This is a genomic window from Bradyrhizobium sp. URHC0002 (assembly GCF_054059515.1).
This window is the reverse complement of record NZ_JBSSCF010000001.1, coordinates 2,342,996-2,357,629: the sequence shown is the minus strand read 5'-3', so window position 1 is coordinate 2,357,629 and position 14,634 is coordinate 2,342,996. Positions and strand designations below refer to the sequence as shown.

The window sequence follows — 14,634 nt, the reverse complement described above, 5'->3', positions numbered from 1 at the left end:
GGGCAAGCATCCTGTTAGGGTACGTAGTTCTACCCTTCCCAGATGAAGCCTTTCTGAGGGAACATCGTTACCGAGACGTTGCTTTTATTCGGGACGCGAAAAATTTTCTTGAAAAATCAGGGGGCTAGGCAATGTTTACCTATTAACAAGGGCTTCCGCACCGACCGGGTTCCATCAAGACAGCAGCGGCGACCACGCCGGATCGGACGCAAAACCAGGCGTTGGTACCCGCAATTCGTTGCGACCTGAGATATCCACGGTGAACAAGGAAGGCCCGCCGCTGCCGCCGGGTTCGCGGAAGAACATCACGACGCGGCCGTTCGGCGCAAAGGTCGGCCCCTCATTGTGAAACCCCGAGGTGAGGATGCGTTCGCCCGAACCGTCGGTCTTCATGATGCCGATCGCAAACTGCCCGCCGCCCTGCTTGGTGAAGGCGATGTAGTCGCCGCGCGGCGACCAGACCGGCGTCGAATAGCTGCCCTCGCCGAATGAGATGCGCTGCGCCCCTCCCCCGGTGGCCGCCATCACGTAGATCTGTGGCTTGCCGCCGCGATCGGATTCGAAACAGATGCGGCTGCCGTCCGGCGAATAGGACGGCGAGGTGTCGATCGCCGGCGTATCGGTCAGCCGCGTCGTCGATTTCGAACGCAGGTCCATCACGAACAGGTTCGAGTTGCCGCCCTGCTGCAGGCTCATGATGATACGCTGGCCGTCCGGCGAGAACCGCGGCGAGAACGACATGCCGGGGAAGTTACCGACGATCTCGCGCTGCCCGGTCTCGACGTTGTACAGATAGACGCGCGGATCGCCCTGGCCGAATTCCATATAGGTGATCTCTTGCGTCGACGGCGAGAATCGCGGCGTCAGCACCAGATCGGCGCCCTTGGTCAGATATCTGACATTGGCGCCGTCCTGATCCATCAGCGCGAGCCGCTTGACGCGGCGCTCCTTGGACCCGGTCTCGTCGACGAACACGACGCGGCTGTCGAAATAGCCCTTCTCGCTGGTCGCGCGTTCGTAGATCTGGTCGGAGATGATGTGGGCAATCCGCCGCCAGTATTCCGGCGAGGTCTGGTATTGCTGACCGGCCATCTGCTGGGCTTGGTTGACGTCCCAGAGGCGGAATTCCGCTTTCAGCCGACCGTCGCCCTGCCGCGTCATGCGGCCGGTCACCAGAAACTGCGCGCTGATCTGCTTCCAGCTCTGAAATGTCGGCGGGAGGTCGGGATTGGTGATGCGCTCGATATAGGCGGCCTGATCGATCGGCGCGAACAGCCCACTGCGCTTGAGGTTGTTGGTGATGACCTGCGTCACACCGACGCCGACCTCGGCATCGCCCGGCGTGCCCGCGACGAAATTCGGGATCGCGATCGGAAGCGGAACGAACTCGCCTTCGGGAATGACAATTTTCTTCGGTGCCTGCGCGAGGGCATTGCGACCGCCGGTGACCGCGCCAAGCGCAGCCATTCCGGCAATGACCTGGCGGCGGCTCGGGCGATACAGCATGTTCGGCAATCCATCTTTGTCAGTCATCGCTTCAAACTTTGCTCATATCCGTCATTGCCAACAGGTGTCCGCCACGTGACAAAACCGTTAGACTTTTTCCTTGAACACCGGCGCGAAATATTTCCATTCCTCGTAAAAGGCCGCCGGCAATTTGTACGGCTGGCATTCGATGATCGCGCGTAACGCGCTCTCCTGATAGACGCGCAGGAACGGTGTCGCCGGAACGCCTTCCGGAACCGGCGAGCCTTCGAGGCTGCCGTCGCGCTTCAGACGAATGGCAAACGCGACCTCAGGCTTCTGCGACTCGATTCCGCCATAGGGCTTCTTCCAGCATCGCTCGACCTGCCGCTGGAACATCGAGCCCCAGGTGGCGGAATTGTCCGCCGCCGTGCCCTTGGAAAGACCGAGCGCGGCGTTGGAGTTCAGCGTGTCGTTCGCGACCGCCTGACGCGTCGGGTCGCGCTTGTCGAGAAGAGCGGCGATCTGGCTCTGATCGAAGTGGCGTTCGACGATTCTCGGCTTCTGCGGCTCCGGCGGCTTGGCGGCCTGCACCGGCTTCGGCGGCGGCTTCTTCTCTTCCTTCTTGATCGCCTCGGCGATCGGGTCGGGCTTCACCGGCTCGGTTTTTTTCTCGACCGGGTTATTCTCGGCAGCCTTTGGCGGGTCAGGCTTCTTCTCGGCCGGCTTCGGCTCTTCCTTCGGCTTGTTCTCGACGGCCTTCGGCAGGTCGGGCTTCTTCTCGACCGGCTTCTCCTCGACCTTGGGCTGCGGCGGCGGCGCGGTCTCGGTCACAACCGGCGCCTTCTCGGTGATCTTGCCGACGGCATCGTCCACGGGCTTGGCTTCGGCGACCTTCTCGGCCAGCGGCTTTGGATTTTCCTTCTTGCCGGTCTTCGTGCCGGCCATGACCTTGGCAAGCTGGTCGGGCGAAATCACATCGACCGGCACCGAATCTTCCGGCGGCATTTCGAGCGCCTTGGTCGAGAACGACAGCATCACCCACCCCAGCACGAGAACGTGCAGGGCAACCGACGCCAGGACCGTCTTGTCGACCTTGACCTTCACTTGAGCTTTCCCGCTCCACTATCAGCCGTCGCGTACCGCTTCATGCCTCATGAGCCCTGCTCTGGGATGATGACGATATTCGCCTTGAATCCCGCCGTCCGAATATACCCCAAAAGTTTCATCATATCCGTGTAACAGACGTCCTTGTCGCCACGCAGGTATACCACGCTCTCGGCCTCCGACCGGGTCTCCCGGATCGCCTTGATCTTGGGCAAGAGGTCGGTGGCCGAAATCAGCGTATCTCCGAGGTAAAGCTCGACGTTCGAATTGCACGCTCCGCCGGTGCGCTTGACCGACAGTGTCAGCGGTGGCGCATTGGCCGCGAGCGACTTGCCGCCGCCGGCGACCGGCAGGTCGATATCGATGGTCGACGTCATCAGGGGAGCCGCCACCATGAAGATGATGAGCAGCACCAGCATCACGTCGACCATCGGCGTGACGTTGATCTCCGCCATCACGGCGGCGCGACGCCGGCCGCGGCGTCCACCGCCACCGCCAGCCGAACCTGCCATGTTCATCGCCATGATCTGGATCTCACGATGCGCTCGTCATTTGCCGTCCTCATGCCCGCTCGTCGATCTGGCGGGACAGGATGGCCGAAAACTCGTCGGCGAAGCCTTCCAGCCGCTGCGCCTGCCGATTCACTTCGGACGTGAACTTATTGTAGAAAATGGTCGCGGGGATGGCAGCGATAAGACCGATGGCGGTAGCAAACAGTGCCTCCGCAATGCCCGGCGCCACAACCGCGAGTGAAGTGTTTTTCGAGGCCGCGATCGACTGGAAGCTCGACATGATGCCCCAGACGGTTCCGAACAGGCCGACGAACGGCCCGGCGGAGCCTACGGTGGCGAGCACCAGCAGCCTTCGTTCCAGCCGCTCGACCTCGCGGGCGATGGAGACGTTCATCACCTTCTCGATCCGCATCTGCAGGCCGGCAAAGGAGCGCGTCTGGCTCTCGAACGAGCGCTTCCACTCGCGCATGGCCGCAACGAAACACGCTGCCATCGACTGCGTCGGTTTGGCCGACAGCGCGCGATAGAGCTCCTCGATCGATTGACCCGACCAGAACGCCTGCTCGAAGCGGTCCATGGCGCGCTTGGTGCGGCCATAGAGGAATATCTTGTCGATCGCTATCGCCCAAACCCAGACCGAGCAGGCCAACAGCCCAAGCATGACGGTTTTCACGACCCAATGGGCCTGCATGAACAGGGCGATCAGCGACACGTCGGCGGAGACCAACGGCAGAGCTGACTGAGCCACGTCGGCGGGATTCATGGGCGGTATCCTCTCAACGCAAGTGTCCCTATTTCCTCCGGGAGCAAACGGCTGCCGGTACCACAGCCGCGCGTCGGGCGCGGCGTCATGCGCCAGCGCGAGAGCTCTCTTGGTGTCGCATGGGGGGCCCGCCGAAAGCCGGGTCCTGCTTCCCCTGCCAACATGTCAAAACGAGGGCTGTCAGCGCGTCATTCCGTCCCTAACCAGACGCTAAGCTTGGTTAACTTTAGGTTACCAAAGGGAAATGTGGCTGCCGCAAATCGAGGCAGGCCGGGCGGTTGCGGGCTCGGGCCCGGGTTCCACGAACCTGGTATGCCACGGTGCGGCCGGGGTGCCGCCCTTCGAGACGGCCGGTCTCTGCCTCCCCGTCATTGCGAGCGCAGCGAAGCAATCCATAGCGCCGCAAGTTGGAGAGGTGGATTGCTTCGCTGCGCTCGCAATGACGGTTGAACGAGCTTGCGCATCGCCTCTCGCGAACGTGACGCCAGCACCGCGGCGTCAGAACCACACGACTTCGCCGTAGGCTTCAGTCTCGTAGGGTGGGCAGAGCGAAGCGTGCCCACCATTTCGATGCGCGATCGGCGATAGATGGTGGGCACGTCGCTAACGCGCCTTTGCCCACCCACGGCTACGCGCTCAGGCGGAAACCTTTGACTCCGGGCAATTGGTCAACCGCACGGGAACGCCGACCGCGGTGCAGCCGGGCGGCACGTCATGCTCGATTATGGCGCCGGCGCCGATCTTGGCGAAATCGCCGATGCTGACACCGCCGATAATGGTCGATCCGGCGCTGAGATAAACGCCTTTGCCGATTTTCGGGGCGCGGTCCGGCTCCGAATGCTTTCGGCCGATGGTGACGTTCTGCAGGATCGTCACCTCGTCGCCGATCACGACGAAGGCGCCGATGATGATGCCGGTGGCGTGATCGAGAAACACCGACGTTCCGATCGATGCTGTGGGGTGAATGCTGACCTGAAGCTGATCGGACGACAGGCTCCGCAACAGCAGCGCGAGATCGCTTCGGTGCTGGCGCCACAGCCAGTTGGAGACGCGCCAGGCCTGCAGCGCGACATAGCCCTTGAAGTTCAACAGCGGCGGCAGAAGCGCCGTCGTCGCGGGATCGTGAACGGCGATGCTCTGTAGGTCGCGGCTCGCCGCATCGATCAGATCGGGCGCGCGACCGAACGCATCAAAGGCGAGCTGCGCAAACTGCCGGCGATCCGCCAGACTTTTGCCGAGCCGCTCGCCGACCTGATGCGCCAGCGCGTGAGCGAAGTCTGAATGATCGAGAAGCGCCGATGACAGCGCCACGCCGAATACCGGATCGCGCGCCACCGCGCTTTCGGCTTCACGCCGGATCATTCGCCAGAGCTGATCGACAGAAATTTCACTCTGAATCATGACGCCGTCCTGGATTAGCGCTGGCTCGTAGCATATTCCGGCTGTCGAATAACGCCAGACGTCTATTCAAGGATGGACATCCCAGGATGTTCCGCGACGCCCGTTTCCTGCCCAAAAGCGGAAACGTCTTATGGATTGAAACGGCCAACGCAAGGCTTTTGCTTCCGGCAATCGGCGACGCAGGTCATAGCAAGCCACCGCCGTTCTATCCCACAGAGCAGGCATCGCGAGGCCGCTTGCTTAGGCGAACCGGGTTCCACCCCTTCTGGCTGCAAGCCCTCGCCAATTCGCGTCTCGAACGGGACCGCAGAATGTGGAACCCAGGTCTCATTTTGCCAACCGCCGTTAAGGTCCACTGTCGGAACCAGCTAATTCGTTGTAAGATTGTTTTTGTCGCGAAGGGAATTCACCCACGTACGGGATGAATGAGCCGCGCCCATGGAAGAGAAGTCTCCTCAGATAAGATTGGCCCAGCCGCGGGGGACCGTGCTGACGAATATGGCCGTCGCAGCGTTGATCATTGCTGCGCTCTATTTCGGTCGCGAAATTTTTGTTCCCTTCGCGTTAGCACTTCTCTTGAGTTTCGTTTTAGCGCCCTTCGTGATGCGCTTACGCTCCTGGCGAATTCCGCGCACGATTTCCGTGCTGGTGGTCGTCTTCATCGGATTCTCGATCATATTCAGTCTGGGCGGTCTTATGGTTTCGCAGGCGACCCGCCTTGCCGCCAGGCTGCCTGGCTATCAACAAACATTGAGCGACAAGATCGAAAGCCTGCGCGGCTTAATGGGCGGCTCTGGAACATTGGAGCAGGCGTCCACAGTTCTCAAGGAATTGAAGACAGAGCTGCAACATCGAGATGCGGCCGGTCGACCTGCTGACAGCGAACTCACCAGACAGCCGTCAGATAAGCTGACACCCATACCCGTCGAGGTAAGGCAACCTGACCCTGGTGCTTTGTCGACGTTTGGCGCAATCATCCAGCCACTGATTTCACCTTTAACGACGACAGGGATCGTCGTGATCTTTGTTGTCTTTGTCCTGCTGCAACGGGAGGACCTGAGAAATCGGCTGGTCCGACTAGCCGGATCAGCGGACATTCAACGGACAACCGCGGCCCTGGACGACGCCGGCAAGCGTCTGAGCAAGCTCTTTCTTACCCAGATCGCGTTCAATGCCGTGTTCGGTCTTGCGATAGGCATAGGTCTTGAATTCATCGGTGTCCCCTCGGCTCCGCTATGGGGGCTGGTCGCGATGATCATGCGATTTGTACCGTATATCGGTGCATTGATATCTGCGGTATTCCCTCTCATTCTCGCAGCGGCGGTCGGCTCGGGCTGGCAGATGTTGATCCTTACGGCGGCATTGTTCGTCGTCCTGGAGCTGCTCGCAGGACAAGTCCTCGAACCCTTGATTTTTGGGCATAGCTCGGGACTTTCCCCGGTTGCAATTATCCTGTCAGCGTCATTCTGGACCTGGCTTTGGGGGCCGGTCGGATTGGTGTTGGCCACGCCCCTGACAATTTGTCTTGTCGTCCTTGGGCGGCATGTCGATCGCCTTAAATTCCTTGACGTCATGCTTGGCGACCGACCTCCGCTGACGCCGCCGCAACTGGCTTACCAACGAATGCTGGCGGGAGATCCCGTTGAAGCGGTGGAGCAGGCGCATGAATATCTGAGTGATGCGTCGCTTGAGAATTATTATGACGCCATCCTCTTGAAAGGCCTGAGACTCGCGGAGGCCGACCGTCAATTGGGTCACCTCGATGAAGACCGATTAAGTCGGGTCGTCTCAACGGTCGAAGAATTGGTCGCTGAGCTGGAGGCATACCATGACGTGGCAGCACCAGAAGCTGGGGCTCCAGATCTAAGCTCAAGCCCGGGAGCTGCCATCGCACTCGAGCAAGCAAGCTCGCGACACGCCGTGATTCAGGAGCAGCCGACCTCGCCGCTTTCGGTCGTTTGCATTCCTGGAGCTGGACGATTGGACGAGGCGACGGCGCTCGTGTTGGCGCAGCTCCTGCGGAACCGCGGGATTAAGGCAATAGCGGAAAAGGCTGACGCTTTATCAATGTCGAAATTGCTTTCGCTCGAATTGGCGAACACTGCGCTTGTATGCGTCTGCTACCTGAGTCAGCCGTCCGCCGCCAAGATTCAGCACGCCGTTCGAGGGCTCGGTAGAAGGATTGACGGAACCCGTATCCTGTTCGCTTTACTGGGAACGGAGGCCGTAGAGCCGGTGGAAAACGCTTCCAATGCGCTGGTAACGGGCGGGTCATTCGGTGCCACGTTGGAAGCAATAGTCCAAGTGACTTCCGAGCAAACGATTGACGCGTCGGGTCGGGCCAAGGTCGCATAGCACGAATCTTTTGCGCGTTTGGATTGCGGAGCGTCGCAGACGCGGCCGCCGCTCGTAACCGGCAGTCAAACCAATTCGAGGTCCGAATTGGGTCCAATGCCGGACTCATGCAGCGCAGCTACCCTTTGTCACGATCCTGCAAAGGAGGCGGCGAAAACATCTGTTCGATGAAGCAGCGCCACCCCCGACTTCAGGTGCACAAAAAAACAAACCGCCCATCTGCGTGTCGCAGATGGGCGGCTGTATCCGCCGTCAGGCATCATGGGGGCATCATACCCGAGGCTGAATGACTATCCGGTTGTCGCGCTTAACCCTGCTGGGGCTGGTCGTTCGGCGGGGTCGGACGCGGCTTGTGCTGCGCCATGAACTGGTCGAACTCTTCCTTGTCCTTGGCGTGACGCAGGCGATCGAGGAAATTCCTGAACTCGACCTGCTCTTCTTCGAGACGCTGCAAGGTTTCCGTGCGGTACTCGTCGAAGGCGCGGTTGCCGCTGGAGGGCGGACCGAAGCCGAAGCCGGAGAAGCCGCGACGCTCCATGCGGCCGCGCATCCGCTCCATCTTGTACTGCATCCGCTCCATCTTGTTCTGCCAGCGATCCTGGTGACTCCAGCAACCCATTTTTCTGCTCCCTAGTGTGAAAAAGAGAAGGGCAAGCCCGATCGGCCACCAGATGATGAAGCCGAGGATCGTCACGGCGATCCAGCCGGGATGCCAGGGCGACTCGAGCATATGCGGGGGTCGATAGGATTCTTCCGTTGGGCCGCGCCATCGATTGACATCTGCGGTGTAGGCCATTTCCCTCTCCATCACGGCGATCACGCCGTTGTGAATGTAAATAACATTTACATACCTAAACCATCCCACGTTTTTGTCAAGCGGACGGCCGGTCGCACCCTCGAAAATTTATTTTGGGGTGCCCCAGGGACCTGATGGCGCGCCGGCGGGCGGCACCGGCGGCGGACCCGGCGGTTTTGGCTCCGGCCGGCGGTCGGTCGGGAAGCCGAGGCCGCGCAGATAGATCAGCACTTCCGCTTCCAGCAGATCCTCTGGAGACATCGGCAGTTTGCGCCGTGCCGCGTCGCCGCGGCCGAACAGCGAGGCCACGCCGTGCGCCATCGACCAGATATGCAGCGCCATCATCATCGCCGGCGGCCGCGGCGTGCCGGGCGGCGCCAGCGCCGCAAGCCGCTCGGCAGCAGCGCGGATGATGCCGAAAGCCCGCTCACTGGCGGCCATCAATGTAGGGTTTGCATCGACGGGAAGCCCGGATTCGAACATCGCCGAATAGAACGCGGGCTCGTTGCGCGCGAAGGCGAGATAGGCCTTGCCGACCCGTTCGAACGCCGTGACCGTGTCCGGGCGGCCGTCGTCCCAGGCCTGCGTCAGCAGCGCTTCGAACTGCTCGAAGCCGCGCTGGGCGATCGAGGACAGTAGTTCATCGCGGTCGCGGAAATGTCGGTAGGGCGCGGCGGGGCTGACGCCGGCCATCCGCGCAGCGTCGGCGAAGGTGAAACCGGCCGCGCCTTTTTCGGCGATCAGGCCGAGCGCTGCCTGCAGCAGCGCCTCCTTCAGATTACCGTGATGGTAGCCACGCTCGCCGCGGCCTTGGTCCTTTCGCCAGCTCATGTGAAAGGCTTTTACATGAGCTGGCTGAAAAGGTCACTTGTTTTGAGGCCGTTAACTGGCGTTCATCAAGATTAACGGCGTGCGGGGAACGCAATTCCGGACGGTTCCAACCGGCCGGCCGGTCTAACCGCCCGGGATCGGGAGCACCGGCATGATCTCCACACGCTCGCCGGGGAAGATCGCAAAATGCGGGTGGTTCTCGAACATTTTCGCAGCCGCCTCGTGGGACGCGGCGCGCACCACGGTGAAGGCCCCCAGTTCGTTGCTGATGTCGGCAACACCACTTGAATCAACCCTCTTGGTCTTGCCCAGCGGGCCACCCAGCTCGACGATCGCTGCCTGGTGCTTTTCGACCCATGCCTTCCACGCCGCGATTCCCTGCTGCTCCTTGCCGCGCCGCTCAGCCTCCGGCAGCGCGTTCCAGGCCGCCATTTTCGCGTTGGTCTTGCTGCCGAGGAAGACGGCGAGAAACGTATCGCTGGTGCTCATTGGATTACTTCTCCCATGCGGTTGGTGGTAAACTCTCGACTTAGCGGCGCGCCGTTCTGCCCTGCAGCTCGGCAAGACCTTTGGCCGCCTCCTGCACCTCTTCGGAGAAATCGGCCATCTCCTGCACCTGGCGGATTTCGATGATCTCGTTCTCGGAGGCCGGGCACTTCTTCGCCCAGGCAATCGCCTCCTCGCGCGACTTCACGTCGATCATCCAGTAGCCGCCGAGCACTTCCTTGGCCTCCGTGAAGGGCCCGTCGGTGACGACGGGCTTGCCGGTGGCGAAGGAAACCCGCGCGCCCATCGACGGCGGATGCAGCCCGTCGAGCGCGATCAGTACGCCGGCGTCCTTCAGCGCCTCGTTGTATTTCATCATCGCCTTGACCCGTTCAGGGTCGAGCTGGACGTCCGGCGGCGCGGTCTCATAGCCCAGGGGGATCATCAGCATCATGAATCGCATGGTGGGTTTCCCTTTTTTCAAGTTGTCGTCATTCCCCGGTGCGCAAATGCGCACCGGGGAATGCGAGGGAGAGCGACGAACGTCACTTCTTCGCAGCCTGGGACCGCAGCCGCTCTTCCTGCTCGCGCAGCTCAGGGGTGAGCGCTTCGCCGAAATCTTCCGCCGCAAACACCTGACGGATTTCGATCTCGTCGCCATTGCCGAACGGCGCACGCTGCATCCATTCGACCGCTTCATCGAGCGATTTGGTGTTGATCAGCCAGAAGCCGCAGACGAGATCGCCGGAGAGAGGGAACGGGCCGCGGCGGACGCCGCCCTGCCCGCTGCCATACTTGATCCGCGCGCCCTTCGAGCTCGGATGCAGGCCCTCGCCCGCCTCCATCACGCCGGCCTTCACCAGTTCCTCGTTGAACTGGCCCATCGCGGTCAGCAGTTCCGTGCTCGGCATCACGCCTGCTTCCGTATCCTTGCTGGCCTTCACAATCACCATGAATCGCATCGTTATTCTCCGGTTTGATCTTTTTGGGCCGGCTACTGTCGCGTCGGCCTTCGTCAACAAGACGAGCGGGCTTCTACGCCGCCGACATGTCAGTGAAAATTATTTTTGAAGTAATTGTTCGGCCGCCGGATATTCGGATCTCGTCCCCGGACGAGCGCACTTGTGCTCACTCGGGAGGAGGCGCGCGAAGACATCCTCCCCATGAGGGGCACGTCCGCGGGCTACCCGGGTTGTTTGACGAAGGCGCCATCGTCGTAAGTCGCGCCGAAATAGACGTCGATGCGTCTCACCTTGAAGCCCTCGAAGACGAAGAATTCGATATTGCGAAACGTCCTGCCGCCCTTGGCGATGCAGCGGTAGGTGACAAAGGCTTCATCGCCTTCGACGAAAATCCGCTCCAGCTCGTGCCGTTCGATCCAGTCGCTGCCCTTCCAGCACCGTTCGAAATAGGTCGCCTTGTCGATATTGTCGTCGTAGGGACTGGTGAAGCGGAAATCGTCGCTGAACGCATCCTCGACGAATTTGCGGTCGCTGGCGAGATAGGCCGCAAAGATGGCACGGATCATATCCGCCCTGCTGGCGAACGCCATTCAACGCTCCTCCCTTAGGACGCTTTGGGCACCATCTGGAAATACGGCTCCGCCTCCTTCATCACGCGCGCGAACGAGGGCCGCGCCTTCAGCCGCTCGAAATAGGCCGCAAGATTCTTCTGCGTTTCCTCGAACGGCACCACCATGCTGCCGTAGAACAGCGGCGGCGCCGCGGCGCAATCGGCGAGGCTGAAATCCTGGCCCATCGCCCACCCGCCATTTGCCATCTGCTGCTCGATCATGGCGTAGGACGTCCGCAGTTGCGCCCGGGCCTCTTCGACGCCTTGTGGATCCCTTTTGTCCGCAGGCCGCATCCGGTTCAACATGATCTTCTGCATCGGCAAATGCACATAGAGATCGTAGAAGCGGTCGCGCAGCCGTGTCTGCAGAGCAAGACCGGCATCATCGGGAATGAATCGCGTGGGGCCGCGATAGTGGCGGTCCAGATACTCAATGATGATGCTGGATTCCGGCACGGTCTCGTTCCGCGCGTCGTCGCGCAGCACCGGAAATTTGCCTATTCCCCACAGCTTCACCAGCGCGGCGCGCTCCGCCGGATTGCCGAGATCGACCAGGTTCGGCGTGAACGGTATGTCGTTCTCGTACAGCGCAATCAACGCCTTCCAGCAATACGAGGCCAGCGGGTGGAAATGCAGCGTCAGCGACATGGGCAACTCCATACTGATTGCGATTTGCAACTGGTTGTATCCTGATATTACTGATGCAATGTTGCAAGCAGTTTTTTAGGACGCCCCGACCGTCCGTCTGGAACCGAACATGACCGACATCAAGCGTTCCGGCTGCCCGATCAATCTCTCGCTGGAAGTTCTCGGCGACAAATGGAGCCTGCTCATCATCCGCGACATGATGTTCGGCAACCGCCGGCACTTTCGCGAGCTCCTGACCAAATCGGAGGAAGGCATCTCCTCCAACATCCTCGCCGATCGGCTGAAGACCCTGCTCGACGAAGGGGTCATCACCCGCGAGGACGATCCCACGCACAAGCAGAAGGGAATCTATTCGCTGACGGAACAGGGCATCGAGCTGTTGCCGGTTCTCGCGCAGATGGCGGCCTGGGGTTACAAATATCTTCCCGTCAGCAAGGAGCTTGGCATTCGCGCGCGGCTGCTCAGCGAGGGCGGACCGAAACTATGGGCCGAGTTCATGGATGAGTTGCGCGAAAGCCATCTCGGCGCGAAGCAGCGCAAGCGAATCAGTCCATCCGTCGGCGAGCGATTGCAGGCGGCGTACGAGAGCGTCGTGAAACGAAAGTAAGTCCTCGAGGCCGTAGGACTACGGAGCGCCTCTCATCGCTGTGCATGCTCGCATGCATACGCGATCCAACAAATGTTAAGTGGACGAATTTTTTTCGCATTTTGTCGCAGCGATGCGCGCCGAGCCCCGCATGCTTCACGAAACGTTAAGTTGCATTCCGCAACCTAGGAAAAGTAGCAAAACTCCACAATTTATTCCTTTTCGATTTTTTTGAATGGAGCGGAGACTTGTTCAATTTTCAAAACAAATCATTGGTTCGAAATGCAATCGCGCAAGCCGCCGCCATCAACAAATCGCAGGCGGTGATCGAGTTCAAGCTGGACGGCACCATCGTTACGGCGAACAAGAATTTTCTCGACGCGATGGGCTACACGCTCGATGAAATCAAGGGCAAGCATCACGGCATCTTCGTCGACCCGGCCGAGCGCGAGAGCACGGCCTATCGCGAGTTCTGGGCACGACTGAACCGCGGCGAGTTCCAGGCCACGCAATACAAGAGGTTCGCCAAGGGCGGCCGCGAGATCTGGATCCAGGCCTCCTACAACCCGATCGTCGACGGGAGCGGCAGGCCCACGGGCGTCATCAAGTTTGCGACCGACATCACAGCACAGAAGATCCACAGCATGGAAGACGCCGGCAAGATCGCGGCGATCAGCCGCGCGCAGGCCGTGATCGAATTCAACATGGATGGCACCATCGTCACCGCGAACGACAATTTCCTGCGCGCGATGGGCTATACGCTCGCCGAGATCGAGGGCAAGCACCACAGCATGTTTGTCGTGCCCGAGGATCGCGGCAGCGCCGCCTACCGCGAATTCTGGGCCAGGCTGAATCGCGGCGAGTTTCAGGCCGCCGAGTACAAGCGCCTCGGAAAGGGCGACAAGGAGATCTGGATCCTCGCCACCTACAATCCGATCCTCAACGAAGCCGGAAAGCCGTTCAAGGTCGTCAAGTTCGCGACCGACGTCACCGGACAGAAGCTGAAGGCCGCCGACAATGGCGGCCAGATCGCCGCTATCAGTAAGTCGCAGGCGGTGATCGAGTTCAACATGGACGGCGCCGTCCGTACCGCCAACCAGAACTTCCTCGGCGCGATGGGCTACACGCTCGGCGAGGTGCAGGGCAAGCATCACGGCATATTCGTCGAGCCAGCCGAGCGCAACGCGCCGGCCTATCGCGAATTCTGGGACAAGCTCAACCGTGGCCAGTACCAGGCGGCGGAATACAGGCGCATTGCCAAGGGCGGCCGCGAGATCTGGATTCAGGCATCCTACAACCCGATCCTCGACCTCAACGGCAAGCCGTTCAAGGTCGTCAAATATGCCACCGACGTCACCGTGCAGGCGCTGATGCGCAGGAAGGCCGAGAACGCCAGAGGCCTGATCGAGCAGGTGGCGGCGGGCAGCGAGGAGATGAGCGCGTCGATCCGCGAGATTTCCGAGACGATGAGCAAGTCCAAGGCGAACGCAGCCCAGGCGACCGGGCGGATCGACGCCGCCGACCAGCAGGCGCAGAAGCTCAACGCTGCGGCGCAGGCGATGAGCGGGATCGTCGAACTGATCGGCAACATCACCGGCCAGATCAACCTCTTGGCGCTCAACGCCACGATCGAATCGGCGCGTGCCGGCGAGGCCGGGCGGGGATTTGCAGTGGTCGCGTCCGAGGTCAAGAATCTCGCCAACCAGGCCAAGCACGCCACCGACACGATCTCGAAGGAAATCGAATCGCTCAACGGCGTGGCCGGCGATGTCGCGGGATCGCTGACCGCCATCAAGGCGGCGATTGCCGGCGTCAACGAGTTCATCGCCTCCACGGCCGCGGCCGTCGAAGAGCAAAGCATCGTGACGCAGGACATGTCGAACAACATGCACCGCGCTTCGGCGGAATTGTCATGATGCGCTAATCGGCAGCACGGCGCTCGCACCGCGTTTAGCGCCGTGCGGAGACATCCTTAAGTCCGCACGGCCTTGCGATGTTGTTCTCCGTCATCCTACGGAGAACAGCGTTAACGCATTCTTTTTTTCTTTGATCAAACGTGAAAGCCGGGCAGCGAGGCTCGGAAAGCGATTGGTCGACAGCCTCATCATTTCAC

Annotated in this window: 15 protein-coding genes; 3 read left to right on the top strand and 12 right to left on the bottom strand. The window is 60.9% G+C overall.

Annotation, left to right across the window (positions count from 1 at the left end; genetic code table 11):
* Positions 1-174 precede the first annotated feature (174 nt).
* From tolB to ACVWVY_RS11205, 5 genes are all read right to left on the bottom strand, one after another.
* The gene (tolB, locus tag ACVWVY_RS11225; RefSeq protein ID WP_456632171.1) at positions 175-1,506 is read right to left on the bottom strand and encodes a Tol-Pal system beta propeller repeat protein TolB; all 1,332 of its coding nucleotides are present in this window, start codon (positions 1,504-1,506) and stop codon (positions 175-177) included.
* Between the two features lie 87 nt (positions 1,507-1,593).
* Positions 1,594-2,571 carry a cell envelope integrity protein TolA gene (locus ACVWVY_RS11220; RefSeq protein ID WP_456626433.1) on the bottom strand — a complete coding sequence of 326 codons (978 nt, stop codon included), beginning with the start codon at positions 2,569-2,571 and terminating at the stop codon, positions 1,594-1,596.
* A 47-nt stretch (positions 2,572-2,618) separates the two neighbouring features.
* Complete coding sequence (locus ACVWVY_RS11215; RefSeq protein WP_456626432.1) at positions 2,619-3,095, bottom strand: biopolymer transporter ExbD; 477 nt, start codon at positions 3,093-3,095, stop codon at positions 2,619-2,621.
* A 37-nt stretch (positions 3,096-3,132) separates the two neighbouring features.
* Positions 3,133-3,846: a protein TolQ gene (gene tolQ / locus ACVWVY_RS11210; protein WP_456626431.1), complete on the bottom strand. Its 714-nt coding sequence runs from the start codon at positions 3,844-3,846 to the stop codon at positions 3,133-3,135.
* A gap of 636 nt (positions 3,847-4,482) precedes the next feature.
* Positions 4,483-5,247, bottom strand: coding sequence for a serine O-acetyltransferase (locus ACVWVY_RS11205; RefSeq protein WP_456626430.1), 765 nt, complete (start codon positions 5,245-5,247; stop codon positions 4,483-4,485).
* 438 nt (positions 5,248-5,685) lie between these two features.
* Here ACVWVY_RS11205 and ACVWVY_RS11200 point away from each other — a divergent pair, with 438 nt between their 5' ends.
* Positions 5,686-7,602: an AI-2E family transporter gene (locus ACVWVY_RS11200; protein ID WP_456626429.1), complete on the top strand. Its 1,917-nt coding sequence runs from the start codon at positions 5,686-5,688 to the stop codon at positions 7,600-7,602.
* Between the two features lie 307 nt (positions 7,603-7,909).
* On the opposite strand, the gene ACVWVY_RS11195 is transcribed toward ACVWVY_RS11200, so the two are convergent.
* From ACVWVY_RS11195 to ACVWVY_RS11165, 7 genes are all read right to left on the bottom strand, one after another.
* The gene (locus ACVWVY_RS11195; protein WP_456626428.1) at positions 7,910-8,398 is read right to left on the bottom strand and encodes a DUF2852 domain-containing protein; all 489 of its coding nucleotides are present in this window, start codon (positions 8,396-8,398) and stop codon (positions 7,910-7,912) included.
* Positions 8,399-8,506: 108 nt separating this feature from the next.
* Complete coding sequence (locus ACVWVY_RS11190) at positions 8,507-9,229, bottom strand: TetR/AcrR family transcriptional regulator (protein ID WP_456626427.1); 723 nt, start codon at positions 9,227-9,229, stop codon at positions 8,507-8,509.
* A gap of 123 nt (positions 9,230-9,352) precedes the next feature.
* The gene (locus ACVWVY_RS11185) at positions 9,353-9,718 is read right to left on the bottom strand and encodes a hypothetical protein (RefSeq protein ID WP_456626426.1); all 366 of its coding nucleotides are present in this window, start codon (positions 9,716-9,718) and stop codon (positions 9,353-9,355) included.
* A gap of 40 nt (positions 9,719-9,758) precedes the next feature.
* The gene (locus tag ACVWVY_RS11180) at positions 9,759-10,178 is read right to left on the bottom strand and encodes a YciI family protein (protein WP_456626425.1); all 420 of its coding nucleotides are present in this window, start codon (positions 10,176-10,178) and stop codon (positions 9,759-9,761) included.
* 82 nt (positions 10,179-10,260) lie between these two features.
* Positions 10,261-10,677 carry a YciI family protein gene (locus ACVWVY_RS11175; RefSeq protein WP_456626424.1) on the bottom strand — a complete coding sequence of 139 codons (417 nt, stop codon included), beginning with the start codon at positions 10,675-10,677 and terminating at the stop codon, positions 10,261-10,263.
* A gap of 221 nt (positions 10,678-10,898) precedes the next feature.
* A complete protein-coding gene (locus ACVWVY_RS11170) occupies positions 10,899-11,267 on the bottom strand; it encodes a nuclear transport factor 2 family protein (protein ID WP_456626423.1) in 369 nt (122 codons plus the stop codon).
* A 14-nt stretch (positions 11,268-11,281) separates the two neighbouring features.
* Positions 11,282-11,935 (bottom strand): glutathione S-transferase family protein, encoded by a 654-nt coding sequence (locus ACVWVY_RS11165; RefSeq protein ID WP_456626422.1) that lies wholly within the window; start codon positions 11,933-11,935, stop codon positions 11,282-11,284.
* A 109-nt stretch (positions 11,936-12,044) separates the two neighbouring features.
* Between ACVWVY_RS11165 and ACVWVY_RS11160 the strand changes: the two genes are divergently transcribed.
* Entirely contained in the window at positions 12,045-12,542 is a 498-nt protein-coding gene (locus tag ACVWVY_RS11160; protein WP_456626421.1) for a winged helix-turn-helix transcriptional regulator, read from the top strand.
* 227 nt (positions 12,543-12,769) lie between these two features.
* A complete protein-coding gene (locus ACVWVY_RS11155; protein ID WP_456626420.1) occupies positions 12,770-14,437 on the top strand; it encodes a methyl-accepting chemotaxis protein in 1,668 nt (555 codons plus the stop codon).
* Positions 14,438-14,634 lie beyond the last annotated feature (197 nt).

What these genes read in the sequence shown, in the direction of transcription:
- tolB (WP_456632171.1), bottom strand. Translation starts at nt 1,506, where the DNA reads ATGCTGTATCGCCCGAGCCGCCGCCAGGTCATTGCCGGAATGGCTGCG.
- ACVWVY_RS11180 (WP_456626425.1), bottom strand. Translation starts at nt 10,178, where the DNA reads ATGCGATTCATGATGCTGATGATCCCCCTGGGCTATGAGACCGCGCCG.
- ACVWVY_RS11200 (WP_456626429.1), top strand. Translation starts at nt 5,686, where the DNA reads ATGGAAGAGAAGTCTCCTCAGATAAGATTGGCCCAGCCGCGGGGGACC.
- ACVWVY_RS11165 (WP_456626422.1), bottom strand. Translation starts at nt 11,935, where the DNA reads ATGTCGCTGACGCTGCATTTCCACCCGCTGGCCTCGTATTGCTGGAAG.
- ACVWVY_RS11185 (WP_456626426.1), bottom strand. Translation starts at nt 9,718, where the DNA reads ATGAGCACCAGCGATACGTTTCTCGCCGTCTTCCTCGGCAGCAAGACC.
- ACVWVY_RS11195 (WP_456626428.1), bottom strand. Translation starts at nt 8,398, where the DNA reads ATGGCCTACACCGCAGATGTCAATCGATGGCGCGGCCCAACGGAAGAA.
- ACVWVY_RS11190 (WP_456626427.1), bottom strand. Translation starts at nt 9,229, where the DNA reads ATGAGCTGGCGAAAGGACCAAGGCCGCGGCGAGCGTGGCTACCATCAC.
- ACVWVY_RS11205 (WP_456626430.1), bottom strand. Translation starts at nt 5,247, where the DNA reads ATGATTCAGAGTGAAATTTCTGTCGATCAGCTCTGGCGAATGATCCGG.
- ACVWVY_RS11170 (WP_456626423.1), bottom strand. Translation starts at nt 11,267, where the DNA reads ATGGCGTTCGCCAGCAGGGCGGATATGATCCGTGCCATCTTTGCGGCC.
- ACVWVY_RS11175 (WP_456626424.1), bottom strand. Translation starts at nt 10,677, where the DNA reads ATGCGATTCATGGTGATTGTGAAGGCCAGCAAGGATACGGAAGCAGGC.
- ACVWVY_RS11160 (WP_456626421.1), top strand. Translation starts at nt 12,045, where the DNA reads ATGACCGACATCAAGCGTTCCGGCTGCCCGATCAATCTCTCGCTGGAA.
- ACVWVY_RS11215 (WP_456626432.1), bottom strand. Translation starts at nt 3,095, where the DNA reads ATGGCGATGAACATGGCAGGTTCGGCTGGCGGTGGCGGTGGACGCCGC.
- tolQ (WP_456626431.1), bottom strand. Translation starts at nt 3,846, where the DNA reads ATGAATCCCGCCGACGTGGCTCAGTCAGCTCTGCCGTTGGTCTCCGCC.